24 protein-coding genes are annotated in these 21,223 nt (G+C 58.3%); 14 read left to right on the forward strand and 10 right to left on the reverse strand.

The genetic code is table 11. The features are described from left to right. Positions 1-36: 36 nt before the first annotated feature. The 4 genes from groL to PMI28_RS17185 all read right to left on the reverse strand — a co-directional run bounded on the left by groL (position 37) and on the right by PMI28_RS17185 (position 3,549). Complete coding sequence (groL, locus tag PMI28_RS17200) at positions 37-1,683, reverse strand: chaperonin GroEL (RefSeq protein WP_007985845.1); 1,647 nt, start codon at positions 1,681-1,683, stop codon at positions 37-39. Positions 1,684-1,732: 49 nt separating this feature from the next. Then, the gene (locus tag PMI28_RS17195; protein ID WP_007985847.1) at positions 1,733-2,026 is read right to left on the reverse strand and encodes a co-chaperone GroES; all 294 of its coding nucleotides are present in this window, start codon (positions 2,024-2,026) and stop codon (positions 1,733-1,735) included. A 248-nt stretch (positions 2,027-2,274) separates the two neighbouring features. After that, complete coding sequence (locus PMI28_RS17190) at positions 2,275-2,751, reverse strand: FxsA family protein (RefSeq protein WP_007985848.1); 477 nt, start codon at positions 2,749-2,751, stop codon at positions 2,275-2,277. A gap of 66 nt (positions 2,752-2,817) precedes the next feature. Continuing rightward, positions 2,818-3,549, reverse strand: a complete 732-nt coding sequence (locus PMI28_RS17185) for a HugZ family pyridoxamine 5'-phosphate oxidase (RefSeq protein ID WP_007985849.1) — start codon at positions 3,547-3,549, stop codon at positions 2,818-2,820. Positions 3,550-3,713: 164 nt separating this feature from the next. On the opposite strand from PMI28_RS17185, the gene PMI28_RS17180 reads away from it, so the two are divergent. Beyond that, positions 3,714-4,472: an SDR family oxidoreductase gene (locus tag PMI28_RS17180; RefSeq protein ID WP_033063256.1), complete on the forward strand. Its 759-nt coding sequence runs from the start codon at positions 3,714-3,716 to the stop codon at positions 4,470-4,472. Positions 4,473-4,595: 123 nt separating this feature from the next. Here the strand turns inward: PMI28_RS17180 and apbC are convergent, their stop codons facing one another. Beyond that, positions 4,596-5,690: an iron-sulfur cluster carrier protein ApbC gene (gene apbC, locus PMI28_RS17175; protein WP_007985851.1), complete on the reverse strand. Its 1,095-nt coding sequence runs from the start codon at positions 5,688-5,690 to the stop codon at positions 4,596-4,598. A gap of 327 nt (positions 5,691-6,017) precedes the next feature. Between apbC and metG the strand changes: the two genes are divergently transcribed. The 8 genes from metG to PMI28_RS17135 all read left to right on the forward strand — a co-directional run bounded on the left by metG (position 6,018) and on the right by PMI28_RS17135 (position 12,986). After that, positions 6,018-8,069, forward strand: coding sequence for a methionine--tRNA ligase (gene metG / locus PMI28_RS17170; protein ID WP_007985852.1), 2,052 nt, complete (start codon positions 6,018-6,020; stop codon positions 8,067-8,069). Positions 8,070-8,298: 229 nt separating this feature from the next. Beyond that, positions 8,299-8,868, forward strand: coding sequence for an electron transport complex protein RnfA (locus tag PMI28_RS17165; RefSeq protein WP_007985853.1), 570 nt, complete (start codon positions 8,299-8,301; stop codon positions 8,866-8,868). Continuing rightward, the gene (gene rsxB / locus PMI28_RS17160) at positions 8,865-9,878 is read left to right on the forward strand and encodes an electron transport complex subunit RsxB (protein ID WP_007985854.1); all 1,014 of its coding nucleotides are present in this window, start codon (positions 8,865-8,867) and stop codon (positions 9,876-9,878) included. The genes PMI28_RS17165 and rsxB overlap by 4 nt, the downstream gene beginning before the upstream one ends. Next, positions 9,865-10,851 (forward strand): RnfABCDGE type electron transport complex subunit D, encoded by a 987-nt coding sequence (locus tag PMI28_RS17155; RefSeq protein ID WP_007985855.1) that lies wholly within the window; start codon positions 9,865-9,867, stop codon positions 10,849-10,851. Before rsxB ends, PMI28_RS17155 begins: the two co-directional genes overlap by 14 nt. Next, the gene (locus tag PMI28_RS17150) at positions 10,848-11,459 is read left to right on the forward strand and encodes an RnfABCDGE type electron transport complex subunit G (protein WP_007985856.1); all 612 of its coding nucleotides are present in this window, start codon (positions 10,848-10,850) and stop codon (positions 11,457-11,459) included. Before PMI28_RS17155 ends, PMI28_RS17150 begins: the two co-directional genes overlap by 4 nt. Continuing rightward, entirely contained in the window at positions 11,452-12,036 is a 585-nt protein-coding gene (locus PMI28_RS17145; protein WP_007985857.1) for an Rnf-Nqr domain containing protein, read from the forward strand. Before PMI28_RS17150 ends, PMI28_RS17145 begins: the two co-directional genes overlap by 8 nt. Before the next feature lie 25 nt (positions 12,037-12,061). Beyond that, the gene (nth, locus tag PMI28_RS17140; RefSeq protein ID WP_007985859.1) at positions 12,062-12,700 is read left to right on the forward strand and encodes an endonuclease III; all 639 of its coding nucleotides are present in this window, start codon (positions 12,062-12,064) and stop codon (positions 12,698-12,700) included. A gap of 106 nt (positions 12,701-12,806) precedes the next feature. Beyond that, complete coding sequence (locus PMI28_RS17135) at positions 12,807-12,986, forward strand: PA3496 family putative envelope integrity protein (RefSeq protein ID WP_007972325.1); 180 nt, start codon at positions 12,807-12,809, stop codon at positions 12,984-12,986. 81 nt (positions 12,987-13,067) lie between these two features. Here the strand turns inward: PMI28_RS17135 and PMI28_RS17130 are convergent, their stop codons facing one another. Both PMI28_RS17130 and PMI28_RS30510 read right to left on the reverse strand, forming a co-directional pair. Next, on the reverse strand, positions 13,068-13,694 hold the full coding sequence (locus PMI28_RS17130) for a response regulator transcription factor (RefSeq protein ID WP_007985861.1): 627 nt from the start codon (positions 13,692-13,694) through the stop codon (positions 13,068-13,070). Between the two features lie 273 nt (positions 13,695-13,967). After that, positions 13,968-14,225: a hypothetical protein gene (locus tag PMI28_RS30510; RefSeq protein ID WP_157395762.1), complete on the reverse strand. Its 258-nt coding sequence runs from the start codon at positions 14,223-14,225 to the stop codon at positions 13,968-13,970. An 11-nt stretch (positions 14,226-14,236) separates the two neighbouring features. On the opposite strand from PMI28_RS30510, the gene PMI28_RS17125 reads away from it, so the two are divergent. Further along, a complete protein-coding gene (locus tag PMI28_RS17125; protein ID WP_007985863.1) occupies positions 14,237-14,935 on the forward strand; it encodes a hypothetical protein in 699 nt (232 codons plus the stop codon). A 149-nt stretch (positions 14,936-15,084) separates the two neighbouring features. On the opposite strand, the gene PMI28_RS17120 is transcribed toward PMI28_RS17125, so the two are convergent. Both PMI28_RS17120 and PMI28_RS17115 read right to left on the reverse strand, forming a co-directional pair. Further along, positions 15,085-16,302 (reverse strand): argininosuccinate synthase, encoded by a 1,218-nt coding sequence (locus tag PMI28_RS17120; protein WP_007985864.1) that lies wholly within the window; start codon positions 16,300-16,302, stop codon positions 15,085-15,087. Positions 16,303-16,431: 129 nt separating this feature from the next. Beyond that, positions 16,432-17,337: a flagellar protein MotY gene (locus PMI28_RS17115; RefSeq protein ID WP_007985865.1), complete on the reverse strand. Its 906-nt coding sequence runs from the start codon at positions 17,335-17,337 to the stop codon at positions 16,432-16,434. A gap of 159 nt (positions 17,338-17,496) precedes the next feature. Here PMI28_RS17115 and pyrC point away from each other — a divergent pair, with 159 nt between their 5' ends. Both pyrC and rnt read left to right on the forward strand, forming a co-directional pair. Beyond that, the gene (gene pyrC / locus PMI28_RS17110) at positions 17,497-18,543 is read left to right on the forward strand and encodes a dihydroorotase (RefSeq protein WP_007985866.1); all 1,047 of its coding nucleotides are present in this window, start codon (positions 17,497-17,499) and stop codon (positions 18,541-18,543) included. Further along, entirely contained in the window at positions 18,540-19,217 is a 678-nt protein-coding gene (gene rnt / locus PMI28_RS17105; RefSeq protein ID WP_007985867.1) for a ribonuclease T, read from the forward strand. The genes pyrC and rnt overlap by 4 nt, the downstream gene beginning before the upstream one ends. 181 nt (positions 19,218-19,398) lie before the next feature. On the opposite strand, the gene PMI28_RS17100 is transcribed toward rnt, so the two are convergent. Next, complete coding sequence (locus PMI28_RS17100) at positions 19,399-20,001, reverse strand: peroxiredoxin (RefSeq protein WP_007985868.1); 603 nt, start codon at positions 19,999-20,001, stop codon at positions 19,399-19,401. Positions 20,002-20,312: 311 nt separating this feature from the next. Here PMI28_RS17100 and PMI28_RS17095 point away from each other — a divergent pair, with 311 nt between their 5' ends. Continuing rightward, on the forward strand, positions 20,313-20,531 hold the full coding sequence (locus tag PMI28_RS17095) for a bacterioferritin-associated ferredoxin (protein ID WP_007985869.1): 219 nt from the start codon (positions 20,313-20,315) through the stop codon (positions 20,529-20,531). A gap of 198 nt (positions 20,532-20,729) precedes the next feature. Next, a complete protein-coding gene (gene bfr / locus PMI28_RS17090) occupies positions 20,730-21,206 on the forward strand; it encodes a bacterioferritin (RefSeq protein ID WP_007985870.1) in 477 nt (158 codons plus the stop codon). Positions 21,207-21,223 lie beyond the last annotated feature (17 nt).

The following is a 21,223-nucleotide window of genomic DNA, read 5'->3' on the forward strand; positions in this document are numbered from 1 at the left end:
GCAGGCGGGGTTTTTTCGTACAGGGGTAAGGCTGGCTTACATCATGCCGCCCATGCCGCCCATACCGCCCATGTCTGGCATACCGCCGCCAGCACCGCCGTCTTTCTTCGGTGCATCAGCAACAGCGGCTTCGGTGGTCAGGATCAGACCGCCGATCGACGATGCAGCTTGCAGCGCGGAACGGGTGACCTTGGTTGGGTCCAGGATGCCCATTTCGATCATGTCGCCATATTCGCCAGTCGCAGCGTTGTAACCGAAGTTACCTTTGCCGTTCTTGACTTCGTTGACCACAACGCTTGGCTCGTCACCGCTGTTGGCAGCGATCTGACGCAGCGGTGCTTCAACGGCACGGCGCAGAACAGCGATACCTACGTCCTGATCAGCGTTGTCGCCTTTCAGATCGTTCAGGGTTTGCAGAGCGCGGATCAGCGCAACGCCACCGCCAGGTACCACGCCTTCTTCAACGGCAGCACGGGTAGCGTGCAGGGCGTCTTCAACGCGGGCTTTCTTCTCTTTCATTTCTACTTCGGAACCAGCGCCAACCTTGATCACTGCAACGCCGCCGGACAGCTTGGCCAGACGCTCTTGCAGTTTTTCACGGTCGTAGTCCGAGGAAGTTTCGGCAACCTGGGCACGGATCTGAGTGATGCGTGCTTCGATGTCGCCGTGTACGCCAGCACCGTCAACGATGATGGTGTTTTCCTTGGACAGGGTCACGCGCTTGGCGCTGCCCAGGTTTTCCAGGGTTGCGCTTTCCAGGCTCAGGCCGATCTCTTCGGAGATAACGGTACCGCCGGTCAGAACGGCGATGTCCTGCAGCATGGCCTTGCGACGGTCGCCGAAGCCTGGAGCCTTGACGGCTGCGACTTTGACGATGCCACGCATGTTGTTCACAACCAGAGTCGCCAGGGCTTCGCCTTCAACGTCTTCGGCCACGATCAGCAGTGGGCGGCCGGCTTTGGCAACGGCTTCCAGCACTGGCAGCATTTCGCGGATGTTCGAGATCTTTTTGTCGACCAGCAGGATCAGCGGGCCGTCCAGCTCAGCGACCATGGTCTCTGGCTTGTTGACGAAGTACGGGGACAGGTAACCACGGTCGAACTGCATGCCTTCAACAACCGACAGTTCGTTTTCCAGGCCCGAGCCTTCTTCAACGGTGATCACGCCTTCTTTACCGACTTTTTCCATGGCTTCGGCAATGATGTCGCCGATGGAGTTGTCGGAGTTGGCCGAGATGGTACCAACCTGAGCGATTGCCTTGGTGTCAGCGCATGGCTTGGACAGGTTTTTCAGCTCTTTGACGATGGCGATGGTCGCCTTGTCGATACCGCGCTTGAGGTCCATCGGGTTCATGCCGGCAGCGACGGCTTTCAGGCCTTCGTTGACGATCGACTGAGCCAGAACGGTAGCGGTGGTAGTACCGTCACCAGCGTCATCGTTGGCACGGGAGGCAACGTCTTTGACCAGCTGCGCGCCCATGTTTTCGAAACGGTCTTCCAGTTCGATTTCTTTGGCGACGGAAACGCCGTCCTTGGTGATGGTCGGAGCGCCGAAGCTCTTCTCGATGATCACGTTACGGCCTTTCGGGCCCAGGGTCGCTTTTACCGCGTCAGCCAGGACGTTGACGCCTTTGAGCATTTTCTTGCGGGCGGAATCGCCAAACAGAACTTCTTTAGCAGCCATGATCGATATTCCTTAAATACTTTGTAGTAGCGGAAAATGAACGGGGGTATCAGCCTTCGATAACAGCGAGGATTTCGTTCTCGCTCATTACCAGCAGGTCTTCGCCGTCGACTTTCACAGTGTTGCTGCCGGAGTAAGGACCGAACACAACCTTGTCGCCCACTTTTACGGACAGTGCACGCACTTCACCGTTTTCCAGTACGCGGCCGGTGCCTACAGCGAGGATTTCGCCGCTGTTGGCTTTTTCAGCAGCCGAACCTGGCAGGACGATACCGCCAGCGGTTTTCTTTTCTTCTTCGCTGCGACGGATGACGACGCGGTCATGCAGAGGACGAAGCTTCATTGTCGATCTCTCCTAATTGTGGTTTTCATCGGCCGGTGTAGTCCCGGCGGGTTTAACAAAGTCCGGCGGCGCCGGTTGCGGCTCGTCAAGCGAACCGCGGAAGTCTGTCTGGCGTGTTCGCCAGAAACCTTGCGGTGACCGTTACATAAGGGCGCATAAGCTTATTACAAGGGCGGCGATGAAAAAATTTTCAGGTCGATGCCCCGCAAACGAACACGGCACCCGAAGGTGCCGTGTGGATGTGCGTTTTACTTGGTATCGCGATGTTCGAACTCGCCTTCGATCACGGTCGGTTCACGACCCAGTGGCTCGCGCGGGGCAGGACCGCCGCGTGCTTGCAGGTCGTCGGCGAACGCTCGCTGACGCATGGCCTGCTCTTCGGCACGCTGACGCATTTTACCCGCCAGCAGACGGCGACTGAACGGCAGCAGCATGAACAGGCCGACCACATCGCTGATGAAACCCGGAAGAATCAACAGGCCACCGGCCAATGCCAGCATCAGGCCTTCGAGCATGGTCTGGGCCGGCAATTCACCGCGGCTCAGGCTTTCACGGGCACGCAGGGCCGTGGCCAGACCGGCGATGCGCAGCACGAACACGCCGAACATCGAGCCGAGAATGATCAGCAGCAGGGCCGGGAAAAACCCGATAGACCCTGCCACCTTGACGAATACGAACAGCTCCAACACCGGGAACAGCAGAAAGAGCAACAAAAAAGGGCGCATCAAATGGTTCCTCAACGCAAGAATGCCTTGCCAGTTCACCTTAGATGACGTCGCCGTTTCGTGAATTCAAGCGTCGGCCACTTCATTTTTCGGCCAATGATCGGCGTGGGCCAGAGAAACCAAGGCTTCCCGGACTTGTGTCGGCGTATTACAAGGCGCTTGAAACGGCAACCAATACAGGCTTTGACCGATCCGCAGGTGCATGCCTTCGGCATCGATACCAGCCATTTGCGCCGGCACGTTTTTCGGCAGCCCGGCCAAATCGACGTAATGGGCGATGGCCTTGGCGTGATCGGCGTTCATGTGCTCGACCATGCTCACCTCAGCCTTGCCGGCGAACGGGTTGGCCAGGGTCAGGTCGTTGACCCAGTGAATCGCCCCAAAACCGCCGATGTAACGGTGGCGTACTGGCTTGAGCACCCAGAAATCGAAATCGTGGGCCTTGTGATAACCCTGCGACTCCGGGAAGTAGCGGTAATAACGCTCGGAGGCGGCCTCGATGGCGGCCTCGTCTTCGAGCTGCTGCGCTTGCGCCAGGTAAGTCAGCCGACCAACGGCTTGAACATCTTCGGCGCCACGCTCGCCGACAAAGAGCGAGCACTTCGGATCTTTTTGCAGATTATGAGTGTGCTGGGCGATACGGCTGATCAGGATCAGCGGCCGGCCCAGCTCGTCCAGACAATAAGGAACCACGGAGCCGAACGGAAAACCGGGCATCGATTTGGAGTGCGTCGAGAGCACCCCACGGTATTCCTTGAGAAGCAATTCTCGTGCATGCTTAGCCGCTTCAACGCTCAATTTATGACTCCTTAAATAGAATCCGTCATAAAAACGGACGAGCTGCTGGTGAAAGTTCCAGCACGCCATCGGGGCAGTTCTCATGTGCAGCCGGACCACGTCAGGCGCAGATCGAGAGGCTCTCTACAAGGAAACCACTCAGACCTGCTGCCGGGGGCATGCGAATGCAACTCACTGACAAAGTAATCATTATCACTGGCGGTTGCCAGGGTTTAGGCCGTTCCATGGCCGAGTATCTCGCCAGCAAGGGCGCGAAACTCGCGCTGGTAGACCTGAACCAGGAAAAACTCGACGCCGCCGTAGCGGCGTGCAAGGCCAACGGCGTAGAAGCCCGTGCCTACCTGTGCAACGTGGCCAACGAAGAGCAAGTGACCCACATGGTTGCCCGGGTCGCTGAAGACTTCGGTGCGATCCATGGCCTTATCAACAACGCCGGGATCCTGCGCGACGGTCTGCTGCTCAAGGTCAAGGATGGCGAAATGACCAAGATGAGTCTGGCCCAGTGGCAGGCGGTCATCGACGTCAACCTGACCGGCGTGTTCCTGTGCACCCGTGAAGTCGCGGCGAAAATGGTCGAGCTGAAAAACACCGGCGCGATCATCAATATCTCGTCGATTTCCCGCGCCGGCAACGTCGGTCAGACCAACTACTCCGCCGCCAAGGCCGGCGTTGCGGCGGCGACCGTGACCTGGGCCAAGGAACTGGCGCGCTACGGCATTCGTGTCGCTGGCATTGCACCGGGCTTCATCGAAACCGAAATGACGCTGGGCATGAAGCCTGAAGCGCTGGAGAAGATGACCTCCGGGATCCCGCTCAAGCGCATGGGCAAGCCGGATGAGATCGCCCATTCGGCGGCTTACATCTTCGAAAACGACTACTACACCGGCCGGATTCTGGAAATGGATGGCGGGTTGCGCCTCTAAACCCAACCCAAAACCCTTGTAGCAGCTGCCGAGGCACGAGGCTGCGTCGGGCTGCGCAGCGGCCCCGGAGGCGGTCCTGCGGACACGCAACGCAGCCTCGTGCCTCGGCAGCTGCTACAGGTCTTAATCGTCGCTGATGCTGATGTTCGGCATCGCCGGCGTCAAAGCTTCCTGCAACACAATCCGTGCACCGACATGGCGGGCCAGTTCCTGGTAGACCATGGCGATCTGGCTGTCAGGCTCGGCGATCACCGTGGGCTTGCCGCCATCGGCCTGTTCGCGGATGACCATCGACAGCGGCAACGAGGCCAGCAACTCGACGCCATACTGGTTGGCCAGTTTCACGCCACCGCCCTCACCGAACAGATGCTCGGCATGCCCGCAGTTGGAGCAGATGTGCACGGCCATGTTCTCCACCACGCCCAGCACCGGAATGTTGACCTTGCGGAACATTTCCACGCCCTTGCGCGCGTCGAGCAATGCCAGGTCCTGCGGGGTGGTCACGATGACCGCACCGGCCACCGGCACTTTCTGCGCCAGGGTCAGCTGGATGTCACCGGTGCCTGGCGGCATGTCGATGACCAGGTAGTCCAGGTCGCCCCACGCGGTTTGGGTCACCAGTTGCAGCAAGGCACCGGAGACCATCGGACCACGCCAGACCATCGGCGTGTTGTCATCGGTGAGGAACGCCATGGACATCACTTCGACACCATGGGACTTGAGCGGCACGAACCATTTCTGATCCTTGACCTCGGGACGGGTGCGCTCCGGGATGCCGAACATGATGCCCTGGCTCGGGCCATAGATATCCGCATCAAGAATCCCGACCTTGGCGCCTTCGCGGGCCAGGGCCAGGGCCAGGTTGGCCGCCGTGGTGGATTTGCCCACGCCGCCCTTGCCGGACGCCACGGCCACCACGTTCTTGACGTTGGCCAGCCCCGGAATCTGCGCCTGGGCCTTGTGCGCGGCGATCACACTGGTGATCTCGACTCGGGCACTGGCCACGCCATCCAGACCTTGAATGGCCATTTCCAGCATCTGCGCCCAGCCACTCTTGAACAGACCGGCGGCATAACCCAGTTCAAGCTGAACGCTGACGCGGTCACCCTGGATGTCGATGTTGCGCACGCACCCGGCGCTGACCGGGTCCTGGTTCAGGTAAGGGTCGGTGTATTGGCGAAGGACGGCTTCCACCGCTGCGCGATTGACGGCGCTCATGGGCAACTCCGATAGCAAGACTGGAAAATCAGGCGGATATCGTACCTGTTCTAAAGCCTGGGCGGCATGCTTTCAGAATGTCACAAATTCCTGTGGCAAGACGCCCCGTAGCAGCTGGCGAAGCCTGCGTTCGGCTGCGCAGCAGTCGCCAATCCGGACAACCCGGGTTACCTGAAACACCGTGGCGCCTGGTTTTACGACTGCTGCGCAGCCGAACGCAGGCTTCGCCAGCTGCTACGGGGACCGTGGATGCGGGTCGCGGGGGTGAAAAATATGCGCCGGCGCTTTATAGTGGCCGACCTCCGTTTCATCAAGTAGCCGAGCCCCATGTCCGAGCCACGCAAGATCCTCGTCACCAGCGCCCTGCCCTATGCCAATGGTTCGATTCACCTCGGCCATATGCTGGAATACATCCAGACCGATATGTGGGTGCGCTTCCAGAAGCACCGCGGCAATCAATGCATCTATGTCTGCGCTGACGACGCCCATGGTTCGGCGATCATGCTGCGCGCGGAAAAAGAAGGCATCACCCCGGAACAACTGATCGCCAACGTCCAGGCTGAACACAGCGCCGACTTTGCCGAGTTCCTGGTGGACTTCGACAACTTCCACTCCACTCACGCCGAAGAAAACCGTGAGCTGTCGAGCCAGATCTACCTGAAGCTGCGTGACGCCGGGCACATCGCCACGCGCTCGATCACCCAGTATTTCGACCCGGAAAAGAAAATGTTCCTGGCCGACCGCTTCATCAAGGGCACCTGCCCGAAATGCGGCACCGAAGACCAGTACGGCGACAACTGCGAAAAATGCGGCGCGACCTACGCGCCAACCGACCTGAAAGATCCGAAGTCGGCGATCTCCGGTGCCACTCCGGTGCTCAAGGATTCCCAGCACTTCTTCTTCAAGCTGCCGGACTTCCAGGCAATGCTGCAAACCTGGACCCGCAGCGGCACCCTGCAGGACGCCGTCGCCAACAAGATCGCCGAATGGCTGGATGCCGGCCTGCAACAGTGGGATATCTCCCGCGATGCGCCGTATTTCGGCTTCGAGATCCCCGACGAGCCGGGCAAGTACTTCTACGTGTGGCTGGATGCGCCGATCGGCTACATGGCGAGCTTCAAGAACCTGTGTAACCGCACGCCGGAGCTGGACTTCGATGCGTTCTGGGGCAAGGACTCCACCGCCGAGCTGTACCACTTCATCGGCAAGGACATCGTCAATTTCCACGCCCTGTTCTGGCCAGCCATGCTCGAAGGCGCCGGCTACCGCAAGCCGACCGGGATCAACGTGCACGGCTACCTGACCGTCAACGGCCAGAAAATGTCCAAGTCCCGCGGCACGTTCATCAAGGCCCGCACTTACCTGGATCACCTGTCGCCGGAATACTTGCGCTACTACTACGCCGCCAAGCTGGGCCGTGGCGTCGATGACCTCGACCTGAACCTCGAAGACTTCGTGCAGAAGGTCAACTCCGACCTGGTGGGCAAAGTCGTCAATATCGCCAGCCGTTGCGCCGGTTTCATCCACAAAGGCAATGCCGGTGTGATGGTGGACGTCAACGCCGCGCCCGAGCTGACCGAAGCCTTCCTGGCCGCCGCGCCAGGCATCGCCGACGCCTATGAAGCCCGCGACTTTGCCCGCGCCATGCGCGAGATCATGGGCTTGGCCGACCGCGCCAACGCCTGGATCGCCGACAAGGCGCCGTGGTCGTTGAACAAACAGGAAGGCAAGCAGGATGAAGTCCAGGCCATCTGCGCCACCGGCGTCAACCTGTTCCGCCAGTTGGTGATCTTCCTCAAACCCGTCCTGCCATTGCTGGCTGCTGACGCCGAGGCGTTCCTGAACGTCGCGCCGCTGACCTGGAACGACCACGCGACCTTGCTCGGCAACCACCAGTTGAACGAGTTCAAGCCGCTGATGACCCGTATCGACCCGGTCAAAGTGCAAGCCATGACCGACGCTTCGAAAGAAGACCTGACCGCCAGCCAGACCGACACTGGCGAAACCGTACCTGCCGGCAACGGTGAACTGGCCAAGGATCCGCTGTCGCCGGAAATCGAGTTCGACACCTTTGCGGCGGTCGATTTGCGCGTCGCGCTGATCGTCAAGGCCGAACACGTGGAAGGCGCAGACAAGCTGTTGCGCCTGACCCTGGACATCGGTGACGAGCAACGCAACGTGTTCTCGGGAATCAAGAGCGCCTACCCGGATCCGTCCAAGCTCAATGGTCGCCTGACCATGATGATCGCCAACCTCAAGCCACGGAAAATGAAGTTCGGCATCTCCGAAGGCATGGTGATGGCCGCCGGTCCTGGCGGGGAAGAAATCTACTTGCTCAGCCCTGACAGCGGCGCCAAGCCGGGTCAGCGCATCAAGTAAGGCCTGCGGCAAATCGATCCCATAGTCGTGCCTGGTGCGGCTGTGGGATTTTCATGTCTGGCCCCCCCTCCCGCCTTGCCGGATAATGCCTACTCTTTTTAGAGCATCTCCTGTAGGAGCGAGCTCGCTCGCGATGGTCGTTAACGATTATGCGTGTCCATAGATTGAACGCAGCGCTCTTGAGTCCATCGCGAGCAAGCTCGCTCCTACAAAACTGCCGGCACGATCAATGACCGAAATCCTGCTTACGCTTATCAGCGCCGCCCTGATCAACAACCTCGTGTTGTACTGGCCGTTGGCCGTCGATCCGCTGTTGGCTGGCCAGCGCCGTCAGGTCCATGCCTTGGGCATTGCGACGACATGCCTGATGCTGCTCGTGGGCATGCTCGGCTATGCGCTTTACCACTGGCTGCTGGTACCGCTGCAATTGACTGCGCTGCGCCTGTTTGTGTTTCTGCCATTGAGCGTGCTGCTGATCGCCCCGTTGCTGAAGCTACTGGCGCGGGTGTTTTCGACACTGTCGTTCGAAGGCCTCTGGCCATTGCTGCTGGGCAATGCCGGCGTGCTCGGCGTGGCCTTGCTCAACGCTCAGGATGACAAGGGCTTCTTTCACGCCACAGCCTTGAGCCTCGGTGCAGGGCTGGGCTTCTGGCTGGTGTTGAGCCTGTTCACTGATTTGCGTGAACGCACGGCCGACAGCGATGTTCCCCTGCCCTTTCGCGGCTTGCCGATCGACCTGATCGGTGCCGGTCTGATCGCAGTGGCCTTTCTCGGATTCAGCGGACTGATCAAAACATGAGTCTGATTCAACTCATCGACGCACTCTTGCCGCAAACCCAATGCGGCAAGTGCGGCCACCCCGGGTGCAAGCCATACGCCGAGGGCATCGCCAGCGGTGAGCCGATCAACAAGTGCCCGCCCGGCGGCAACGAAACCATCGCGGCCCTGGCTGAGTTGCTGAAGGTGCCGGTGCTGGAGCTGGACATCACTCGCGGCTCGGCACCTGCACAGATCGCCTATATCCGCGAAGCCGAGTGTATTGGTTGCACCAAGTGCATTCAGGCCTGCCCGGTCGATGCCATCGTCGGCGCAGCCAAACTGATGCACACGGTGATCATTGATGAGTGCACCGGTTGTGATCTCTGCGTGGCACCGTGCCCGGTGGACTGCATCGAAATGCGCCCGCTGCCACCGGACACGGTACTGCCCGTTGTCGGCGGCCTGGCCCTCACACCACAGGCGCGGCAGGCCCGCACCCTCAAGCGCGACCACGCACGGCGCCGTTTCGAGCAGCGCAATGCCCGCTTGCAGCGCGAGGAGCAACAGAAAATCGCCGAGCGCCAGGCCCGACAGCGTGCCGCACAGCCTACCGCGGCGACCGCCGACCCGGTGCAGGCCGCCCTTGAGCGCGTCCGCGCCCAGAAAGCCGCCAATGCCGATGCCGCGCTGAAAAAGGCCAAAATCGATGTGGCGATGAGTCGCGCGCAACTGCACAAATCGCTGAAAGCCTTCGGGCATCCGCCGACCTTCGAACAGCAATCGCAGTTGATCGTCCTGCAACAACAGTTTGAAGCCGCCGAACAAAACCTGGCGCAAATGGAAAGCGCCGCCCCACCCGCTCCCGCGCCGACGGTCACAGCCGTGTCGTCAAATGATGCCGATTTGAAACGGGCCAAGATCCAGTTGGCCATGCGCCGCGCCGAACTCAAGAAGGCTCAGGCCAACGAAGCACCGGCGGAACACATCGAAGCCCTGGAGCGCGCACTCGGCGAAGCCGAACGCCAGGTGGACGCCCATGCCGGCCCTTGAAGCGGTTGATGTTCGCCTGCAACAGGCGATGAAACTGGTGCTGCTGGCCACGCTGCCGGGAATGCTGGCGGCGTTCTGGCTGTACGGCTGGGGGGTGTTGATCAATCTGGCTCTGGCAGCCACTGCAGCCCTGGTCATTGAGGCCAGCGTCGTGCAATGGCGTAAGCGACCGTTGAGGCCGACCTTGAGTGACGGTAGCGCATTGGTCAGTGCCACATTGCTGGCTCTGGCGCTGCCGCCTTACTGCCCATGGTGGCTGCCCCTCAGTGCAGCTGCTTTTGCGATGATTTTCGGCAAGCACCTGTATGGCGGCGTCGGTTCGAACCCCTTCAACCCGGCGATGCTCGGCTTTGCCTTGGTGCTGGTGACCTTTCCCCAACCCATGACCCATTGGCCATCGTCCCATGGCATGGATCTGCTCAGTGGCTTGCAGCAAGTGTTCGGTGTCGGCAACGCGCCGGATGCGTGGGTTCAGGCCACGGCGCTGGACAGTCTGCGGATCAACAAAAGCCTGACCATGGATGAACTGTTTGCCGGCAACCCGGCATTCGGCCACTTCGGCGGCCAGGGGGTGGAATGGGTGAACCTGGCGTTTCTGGCGGGCGGAATGTTTCTCCTGCAACGAAGGGTGATCAGCTGGCATGCACCGGTCGGTATGCTGGCCAGCCTGTTCATCATCAGCCTGCTGTGCTGGAACGGGTCGGGCTCCGACTCCCATGGCTCGCCGTTGTTTCACCTGCTGACCGGCGCGACCATGTTGGGGGCGTTCTTCATCATCACCGAACCCGTGTCCGGCGCCAGAAGCCCTGGCGCGCGACTGCTGTTCGGCGTCGGCGTCGGGCTCCTGACTTATCTGATTCGCACCTGGGGCGGGTATCCTGACGGCATCGCCTTTGCCGTGCTGTTGATGAACCTGTGCGTACCGGCGCTGGAGCGATTCGTGGTGGCCAGACAACAGCCGGAGGCGCCATGAGCCGGACATCAAGCATCGCGCTTCTGGTGCTTTTGGCCGCACTTGGCCTTGGCATGACGTACTTCGTGCAGCTCGGCAGCGCGCCGCGCATTGCAGCCGAACAACGCCTGATCGACAGCCGCAACCTGCTAGACCTGATCGCCTCAGACAGCTACGACAATCAACCACTCGAACGCCCCATCACGATCGAATCAAACGCTCTGGCCAACAGCACCTTGCTCGGTGGTTATCTGGCGACCAAGGCCGATCAACCCGTCGCAGTGTTGCTGCGCAGTCAAACCCTTGGCTACGCCAGTGCCATCGATCTGATGATCGCTATCGACACCAATGGCCGGTTGCTGGGCGTCAAAACCCTCAAACAGTCGGAAACACCAGGACTGGGTGCACGGATCGCCGACTGGCCCAATGCCTGGCTTCAGGTTTTTTCCGGCAAGTCTCGAACAGAACCGGGCGACAGTGGCTGGGCGCTGAAAAAGGATCAGGGGCAGTTCGATCAGATTGCTGGCGCTACCATCACCTCAAGAGCGGTGATCAATGCCGTCCACGATGCCTTGCGCTACTTCGATGAACACCGGCAACAACTGCTCGGAAACCCTGCCCATGGATAATTCATCGACTCTGCGCAACGCCTTGATGCTGACGCCGCTGATCGGCGCCACCCACTCACTGGTGAGTGCCCTTGGCCTGTGCCTGATGTTCGTGGTGGTGACCCAGTTGTTCAGCCTGGCCATGGGTGCCCTGCGATCGCAACTGGTCCCGGCGACCCGCTTGCTGGCCAGCCTGCTGTTGGCGGCCACGCTCACCAGTTGCGCGGAACTCATGGCACAGGCCTGGTCGCTGCAATGGCAGCAGCATCTGGGGTTTTATGGCGCCTTGATCGCCTTGCAATGCGTCGTACTGGAGCACACCGGGTTCTTTCAGAACGGTTGGCGCCAACGCCTGCGACTCAATGGCCTGTTTGCCACACTGATGATTACGCTGGGCCTGCTGCGCGAACTCATCGGCAATGGGACACTCGCAAATCACCTATCGTGGCTGATCGGCGCAACGCAAGCCGACTGGCAAGGCTGGGTGCTGATGGCTGATGGCGGCCTGCGCCTGACCACATTGGTCCCTGGTGGGTTCATTCTACTCGGACTGCTGATCGCCGCCTGGCAAGCCTGGCACCCCACGCCCACACAATGATTGCCTTCGAGGAAACGCACTGCCCATGAATGCCGCAAAACGTCTGGAAATTTTCCGCAGACTGCACGAGGACAACCCGGAGCCCAAGACCGAGCTGGCCTATTCCTCACCGTTCGAATTGTTGATTGCCGTGATTCTCTCGGCGCAGTCGACCGATGTCGGCGTCAACAAGGCCACAGCCAGGCTGTTCCCGGTCGCCAATACCCCGGCGGCGATCCATGCCCTGGGTGTGGAGGGATTGTCGGAGTACATCAAGACCATCGGCCTGTACAACAGCAAAGCGAAAAACGTGATCGAAACCTGCCGCTTGCTGGTCGAGCGTCACGCCGGTGAAGTGCCACAAACCCGCGAGGAGCTGGAAGCGCTGCCCGGCGTCGGCCGCAAAACCGCCAATGTGGTACTCAATACGGCATTCCGTCAGCTGACCATGGCCGTCGACACGCACATTTTCAGGGTCAGCAACCGGACCGGCATTGCTCCCGGCAAGAATGTGGTGGAAGTCGAGAAAAAGCTGATGAAGTTCGTGCCCAAGGAGTACCTGCTCGACTCCCATCACTGGCTGATCCTTCACGGTCGCTACGTTTGCCTGGCCCGCAAGCCCCGTTGCGGGAGCTGCCGGATCGAGGACTTGTGTGAGTACAAGCACAAAACCTCCGACGATTGAGGCGCTATTAGGATTGTTCGATTAGCGATTGAAAAAATCTTTTTTACCCGCAGGGAGATTGTCGATATAAGGAGCGCCAAAGGCCTTCTTAGCCTGGAGCAATTAAATGAGTACTGGCAAAGAGCAATTGGACGTAGAAGACGACTTCACCACCGCCGAAACCGATGACGCTGAGCCGGTGGTTGAAGTAGCGAAAACTAATCTGAGCAAACGCCGCACCATCGACAACCTGCTGGAGGAGCGCCGACTGCAAAAGCAATTGGCCGATTACGATTTTGACTTATGACACCTGAAAGCCTCCCGAAACGGAGGCTTTTTACTAAGTGCCATACCCCGGTAGATGCCCCCTTGTCGAGCAGTTACGTCATCACACCAGACCATTGCGTTGCGCCAGCTCGATCAGATCGACCAGCGACCGCGCATTCAGCTTTAGCAACAGACGGGTCTTGTAAGTACTGACTGTTTTATTGCTGAGGAACATTCCATCGGCAATCTCTTTGTTGGTCTTGCCTCTGGCCAACTGTTGCAGGACCATCATTTCCCGTCCCGACAATCGATCGACCATATCGGCCTCGCTGGCGTTCCCCAAACTGGAACGCACGGTATGCAAGGCTTGATTCGGAAAGTAACTGTAGCCTGACAACACGGCCTTTATTGCACTGAGCAACTCCGTCAGGTCTTGTTGCTTGCAAACATAACCGGCCGCACCGGATTGCATGCAACGCATGGAAAAATGCCCCGGCGCCTGGGAAGTCAATATCAGCACTTTCATCGGCATTGAGGTCGAAGACAAACGCGCGATGACTTCCAACCCGTCCAGCTTCGGAATCCCGATATCCAGAATAACAATATCCGGCATAAGTTCACGGGCTAGTTGCAGTGCATCCACACCATTATCGGTTTCTGCAACAACTTCGTAGCCATGACGCTCCATTAGCATACGTACCGCAAGACGAATGACGGGGTGATCATCCACGATCAGCACTTTATTCATGGGCAAGTCCAATTTTCGCTGTTCGAATTTTTAGAGCCCGCACAATAGCCTAGTCGTTTCACCCATGGCATGTCGCCCCTTCCAGCCACCCGCACCGAGAGACATTCCCTACAAACAACACGGATTACTCCTACAAAAAACCCTCGAACGGAATGAGTTGAAAACGGTATCAGCGTCATGCTGTCGCATCTTCCAGCAGTCGCCGCTATCGATTTACGAGCAAAATTTTCCGAGAGCCCGCCTGAACAGTCGCAACCCGATAAACATCAGCCTCTACTCCGTTAAAACGTAACTGATATTTACCCACTCAACATTCACACCAGAAATATCACACACCAGGTATCCGACTACTCTTACAGCAAATAATATTTTTTGAGCAATCATTAAAACATCATCGACACTCAAAGCATCGAAGCCAGCCCCAGCAAACAAATAAAAATATCTATAGAAACCAACAGACAATAAAATCACTACAATAATCACCACACCAAACCAGCCACATAAACCATTCGAGAAAAGATAATCCAGCATGAGTACAGAACATGATAAGAAAACGAATTACCAACCCAATGACAATTATCGCGATATTCGCCGCACTCTCTGAAACTTCGGCAGCCGTTTCCCTACCCTTCCTTGATCAGGAGGAAAGAGAACTCTATGTCTGGTTTCTGATCAGCTTCCCGTTTTATTTACTTTTACTTTTTTTCGCGACACTCAACTTCAACTACAAATCACTTTATGCGCCTTCCGATTTTGAAAAGGGAAAGCACTTCATGAAGGTCATGGATGATGCAGGGCGGTCGGAAAAAAAAGCCTCCGGGAAGTCGTCTGAAAACCCCGCACTGGAAACGTCAACGAATGACTGGCAGTCAGCCCGGACGCCTTGTGGCGCACAGGACCCGCCAACCGGGATTGGTCTGCAAACCACCGTCTCCGTACAGCACCGACTTCAGTTACCGGAGCTTGTAAAAGACCTGTACATCATTGATGCACGCTGGATGAACAAGGAGATCGAATTTGGAGCGCTGCTGGAAAAAATCCAGAGGCCACCGGAAAAAACGGCGTACGTGATTCTGTTTGTCACTTGTGCCGTTTCGGAGACTTTACTGAAAGCCAGCGCGCTTAAACATTCGAGGCAGACCAGAAAGCGCAGTGCCGCCTTTCAGGTTGCCTACAATCTGGATTCGCACAGGTTGTCGGTCATTGATCAGGCCGGACAACCGGCAAACAACAATGCGTAGTCCAGGACAGACCATTGGAAGGAGAAAAACAGGAAATCATCAGCGCAATCGAAATCACGCGACAACGCAGTAACTGGCGTCACACCCCGTTTTCAGGTGCCTGACCTCGTCGAGGACGAGGTCAGGCACCCATCACGATTTCAAAGGTCTCAGAACAGCTTCCGGCCTTTGTTCGCCGCAATGCGCATGCGCAGGGCGTTGAGCTTGATGAAGCCCGCTGCATCCGCCTGGTTGTACGCGCCACCATCTTCTTCGAAGGTAGCGATGTTGGCGTCGAACAGCGAGTCGTCGGACTTGCGGCCAGTGACGATCACATTGCCCTTGTACAGCTTCAGGCGCACAACGCCGTTCACGTTGACCTGGGACGCATCGATCATCTGTTGCAGCATCAGACGCTCAGGGCTCCACCAGTAGCCGGTGTAGATCAGGCTGGCGTACTTGGGCATCAGCTCGTCTTTGAGGTGAGCCACTTCGCGGTCCAGGGTGATCGATTCGATCGCACGGTGGGCACGCAGCATGATGGTGCCGCCTGGGGTTTCGTAGCAGCCACGGGACTTCATGCCCACGTAGCGGTTCTCGACGATGTCGAGGCGGCCGATACCGTGTTCGCCACCGATACGGTTCAGGGTCGCCAGTACGGTGGCCGGAGTCATTTCGACGCCGTCCAGCGCGACGATGTCGCCGTTGCGGTAGGTCAGCTCCAGGTACTGCGGCTTGTCTGGAGCGTTTTCCGGGGAAACGGTCCAGCGCCACATGTCTTCTTCGTGCTCGGTCCAGGTGTCTTCCAGCACGCCGCCTTCATAGGAGATGTGCAGCAGGTTGGCATCCATGGAATACGGGGATTTCTTCTTGCCGTGACGCTCGATCGGGATCGCGTGCTTATCGGCGTAATCCATCAGCTTTTCACGGGACAGCAGGTCCCATTCACGCCACGGAGCAATCACTTTCACACCTGGCTTCAAGGCGTACGCGCCCAATTCGAAACGAACCTGGTCGTTGCCCTTGCCGGTGGCGCCATGGGAAATGGCGTCAGCGCCGGTTTCGTTGGCGATTTCGATCAGGCGCTTGGCGATCAACGGACGAGCGATGGAAGTACCCAGCAGGTACTCGCCTTCGTAAACGGTGTTGGCGCGGAACATCGGGAAAACGAAATCGCGCACGAACTCTTCGCGCAAGTCGTCGATGTAGATCTCTTTGACGCCCATGGCCTGAGCCTTGGCGCGTGCAGGTTCGACCTCTTCGCCCTGACCCAGGTCAGCGGTGAAGGTCACCACTTCACAGTTATAAGTATCCTGCAGCCACTTGAGGATCACCGAAGTGTCCAGGCCGCCGGAATATGCCAGAACGACCTTGTTTACGTCCGCCATGCCATCACTCCACGGGGTTCTACGGAAAGCCGTGAAGTCTACCGCTCATGCAGGATAATTTACAGAGGCGCGACAGCTTATGACGACAAAGCGACAGAATCTGTCGAGAGCGCGACGATGACCGAAGAGTCAGGAAGTTGCCGATACGGCTGCTTTTGTCGCTTGCGGGGCGACTTGTTCCGCCGGCGCTCCCCGCTCCAGGCGTACCGCTACACGACGGTTCTTCGCGCGGTTGGCGTTGTTGGTATTAGGCGCCAACGGATAACGCTCGCCATGGAAACGCACGGTGATTTGCGACTCCTGGATGCCGTTGGCCTTGAAGAACTCCATCACTGCCAGCGCCCGGCGCCGCGACAGGTCGCGGTTGGTCAGGCGGTTGCCGCTGTTGTCGGAGTGACCGTCGAGCTCGATGTGATTGACCGTCGGATCGGCCTTCATGTACTCCAGCATCACCTGCAGCCTGGCCTTCGCCGCACTGTCGAGTTCGATTCCGCCGCCGGGGAAGCCGATTTCGGATTGCTTCACCTGCTCGAAGTTCTGCGGCAACAATTTGGCCACGCAACCCTGGTAATCGGCAAAGGCCTTGTTGAACTTGACCGGCAACAAACGCACTTCCGAGACCCGGCCATCCCCCGAGGAATGGCGAACCACCGGGCTGCGACCGTCCATCAGACCGTTGATCAGGCGTCCGGCCTGAACCTGTGAACTGTTGAACAACACGTTGCCGCTGCCGACTCTCACCGTGCCCAGATTGATATCGTCACGCCCCGGTTGCCACGGTGCCGCAGCGGCCAGCAAGGTCGCCGAACCGCCGCCGATCATCGGGTTGTAGCTTTTCAGACGAAAAGTCGCCTGCTCGCCGGCACGACGCACGAATTCGCCCGAACCGAAATCGGTAATCGGCTGCGTCAGACGGCATTCGAACTTGTCACCTTCGACCGTCCACTCAATGTTCTCCAGACGGGTCTGGAAAGTGAGCGCCATTGCCGGAAGGCTGGCAAACACACTGAGCAAGGCTAAATAACGCTGGCGCACGGGAGGCTCCACTGGCTTCTACAACAAAAAGACCGACACACACATGTTTACGGCATACCTGTTGGATATCGGAAGCTTCCTGCAAAACTTGATAGCGAGTGCCTGCAAGAGTCTTTTCCGGTAGCATTCCCTTGAGTTTGACCCGCCTGGAATCCCCTCATGTCCGACCGCCTGACCCTGCTGCGTCCCGACGACTGGCATATTCATCTTCGCGATGGTGCCGTGTTGACCAATACCGTCGCGGATGTCGCGCGCACCTTTGGCCGCGCCATCATCATGCCCAACCTGGTTCCACCGGTGCGCAATGCGGCCGAAGCCGATGGCTATCGCCAGCGGATTCTCGCTGCCCGCCCGGCCGGCAGCCAATTCGAACCGCTGATGGTCCTGTACCTGACCGACCGCACCCAGCCTGAAGAAATTCGCGAGGCCAAGGCCAGCGGATTCATTCACGCCGCCAAGCTTTACCCGGCCGGCGCGACCACCAACTCGGACTCTGGCGTCACCAGCATCGACAAGATCTTCCCTGCACTCGAGGCCATGGCCGAAGTCGGGATGCCATTGTTGGTTCACGGTGAAGTCACCCGTGGCGATGTCGACGTGTTCGACCGCGAAAAAATCTTCATCGATGAACACCTGCGCCGTGTGGTCGAGCGCTTCCCGTCCCTCAAAGTGGTTTTCGAACACATCACCACGGCGGACGCCGTGCAGTTCGTCAACTCGGCTTCGGCCAACGTAGGCGCGACCATCACTGCTCACCACCTGCTGTACAACCGCAACCACATGCTGGTGGGCGGGATTCGACCGCACTTCTATTGCCTGCCGATCCTCAAGCGCAATACGCACCAGGAAGCCCTGCTCGACGCCGCCACCAGCGGCAGCGAGAAGTTCTTCCTCGGCACCGACTCGGCGCCCCACGCCCAGCACGCCAAGGAAGCGGCCTGCGGTTGCGCCGGTTGCTACACCGCTTATGCGGCCATCGAGATGTATGCCGAAGCCTTCGAACAGCGCAATGCGCTGGACAAGCTCGAAGCCTTCGCCAGCCTCAACGGCCCGCGGTTCTATGGTCTGCCGGCCAACACCGATCGCATCACCCTGGTCCGCGAAGAATGGACCGCCCCTGCCAGCCTGCCATTTGGCGAGCTGACCGTTATCCCGCTGCGCGCCGGTGAAAAACTGCGCTGGCGCCTGCTGGAGGAACACGCGTGAGTGAAGACCATTTCGACGACGAACTGGAAGGCAATGGCGGCGGAGGCGGCCCTCGTCATCCAATGGCTGCCAGGTTCCGTGGTTACCTGCCGGTTGTCGTCGACGTAGAAACCGGTGGCTTCAACTCGGCCACCGATGCCCTGCTGGAAATCGCCGCGACCACCATCGCCATGGATGAAAAGGGTTTTGTCTACCCGGATCACACCTACTTCTTCCGTGTCGAGCCGTTCGAAGGCGCGAACATCGAAGCGGCCGCCCTGGAGTTCACCGGGATCAAGCTCGATCACCCGCTGCGCATGGCCGTGAGTGAAGAGTCTGCCCTGAACGATATCTTCCGTGGCGTGCGCAAAGCTCTCAAGGCCAATGGCTGCAAACGGGCGATCCTGGTCGGGCATAACAGCAGCTTCGACCTGGGTTTCCTGAATGCGGCGGTTGCGCGCCTGGACATGAAGCGCAATCCGTTCCATCCGTTCTCCAGTTTCGATACCGCAACGCTCGCAGGCCTCGCGTACGGCCAGACCGTGCTGGCCAAGGCTTGCCAGGCAGCGGACATCGACTTCGACGGGCGTGAGGCTCACTCGGCGCGCTATGACACCGAGAAGACGGCAGACCTGTTCTGCGGCATCGTCAATCGCTGGAAACAAATGGGCGGCTGGGAAGATTTCAACGACTGATGGCTTTCTGTAGGAGAGAGCCTGCTCGCGATGGTCGTTAACGATAACGCTGCAAGCCTGACACCCCGCGGTGTTCTGAAGTCCATCGCGAGCAAGCTCGCTCCTACAGAGACCAGAACAATTCCCGCCCATAAAAAAACCGGCCTCGAAGGCCGGTTTTTTTATACCTGGAGCGTGCGCCTTACAGAGCGGCAGCGTGCTCGGTCAGGTAAGCCGCAACGCCTTCTGGCGAAGCGTTCATGCCTTTATCGCCTTTCTTCCAGTTGGCAGGGCAGACTTCGCCGTGCGCTTCGTGGAATTGCAGAGCGTCGACCAGACGGATCAGCTCTTCCATGTTACGACCCAGCGGCAGGTCGTTGATGATCTGCGAACGGACAACGCCTTTGTCGTCGATCAGGAACGCGCCACGGAAAGCCACGCCGTCAGCGGACTGAACGTCGTAGGCCTTCATGATGTCCTGCTTGATGTCGGCAGCCATGGTGTAGCGAACCTGGCCGATACCGCCATTGTTCACTGGAGTGTTGCGCCATGCGTTGTGGGTAAAGTGCGAGTCGATCGACACGGCGATCACTTCAACGTTGCGTGCCTTGAATTCAGACATGCGGTTGTCCAGAGCGATCAGCTCGGACGGGCAAACGAAGGTGAAGTCCAGTGGGTAGAAGAACACCAGGCCGTATTTGCCTTTGATCGCCGAGGACAGGGTGAAGCTGTCAACGATCTCGCCATTGCCGAGTACGGCCGGTACGGTGAAGTCAGGGGCTTGTTTGCCTACGAGTACGCTCATTGGATATCTCCTGGTGTAATAGCGTGAGAAACAGGGTTCGCATCAGCCTGCCACCCTGAGGCGACAGCCCTGTGACACGATCCCCGGTCGCAAAAGACCGGCCATCATACACCGCGTGTTTGAGCTGTCTTAGCTGTTTTTTCCCGGGACGGTAAAATCGACACCCGGCTTTCTTCACTGACTTTGTGCGCCAGACCGTTCGTCAGCCACACACCCTTATGACGAAAAGTGCTCCGAAAGCACTTTGACAATCATTCTCGTTAACATTAAGATCCATCGCAATTGAGTCACAATCAGCGACGGTCTTTCTTATGTATGTTTGCCTCTGCACTGGCGTCACCGACGGTCAAATCCGCGATGCGATCTATGAAGGATGCTGCAGCTACAAGGAAGTCCGTGTGGCCACCGGCGTTGCCAGTCAATGCGGCAAATGTGCCTGCCTCGCCAAAGAAGTGGTCCGTGAGACCCTGACAAAACTGCAAACGGCCCAGGCTGCAATTCCTTATCCAGCAGAATTTACAGCGGCTTAAATATCGAATTTCAAAAAACCGGACATATGTCCGGTTTTTTTATGTCTGAAAATCAACTAGTTATGCTCTAGACGCGGAACACAAACATTCTTATTCCGATTAATTTTCATTTAAGTTTCAATAACTTAGGTTTGACACTATTAAATACCCGGCTCAAACTCTGCTCTATTGACAGCTAATACAGGGCAGGACCCCATCATGAAAGGCGACGTTACAGTCATCCAGCATCTCAACAAGATCCTCGCCAATGAACTGGTCGCGATCAATCAATACTTCCTGCATGCACGCATGTATGAAGATTGGGGCCTGAACAAGCTCGGCAAGCACGAGTACCACGAATCCATCGACGAGATGAAGCACGCGGACAAGCTGATCAAGCGCATTCTGTTCCTTGAAGGCCTGCCGAACGTCCAGGACCTGGGCAAGCTGCACATCGGCGAACACACCAAGGAAATGCTCGAGTGCGACCTGCGCATCGAGAAAACCGGCCACGCCGATCTCAAAGTGGCTATCGCTCATTGCGAAACCGTTGGTGACTTTGGTAGCCGTGAACTGCTTGAAGATATCCTTGAGTCCGAAGAAGAACATATCGACTGGCTGGAAACCCAATTGGGCCTGATCGACAAGATCGGTATCGAGAACTACCTGCAATCGCAGATGGGCGAAGACGAGTAAGGTCTACACCATTAATC

Origin of the sequence: Pseudomonas sp. GM48 (assembly GCF_000282335.1) — a bacterium.
Classification (GTDB): Bacteria; Pseudomonadota; Gammaproteobacteria; order Pseudomonadales; family Pseudomonadaceae; genus Aquipseudomonas.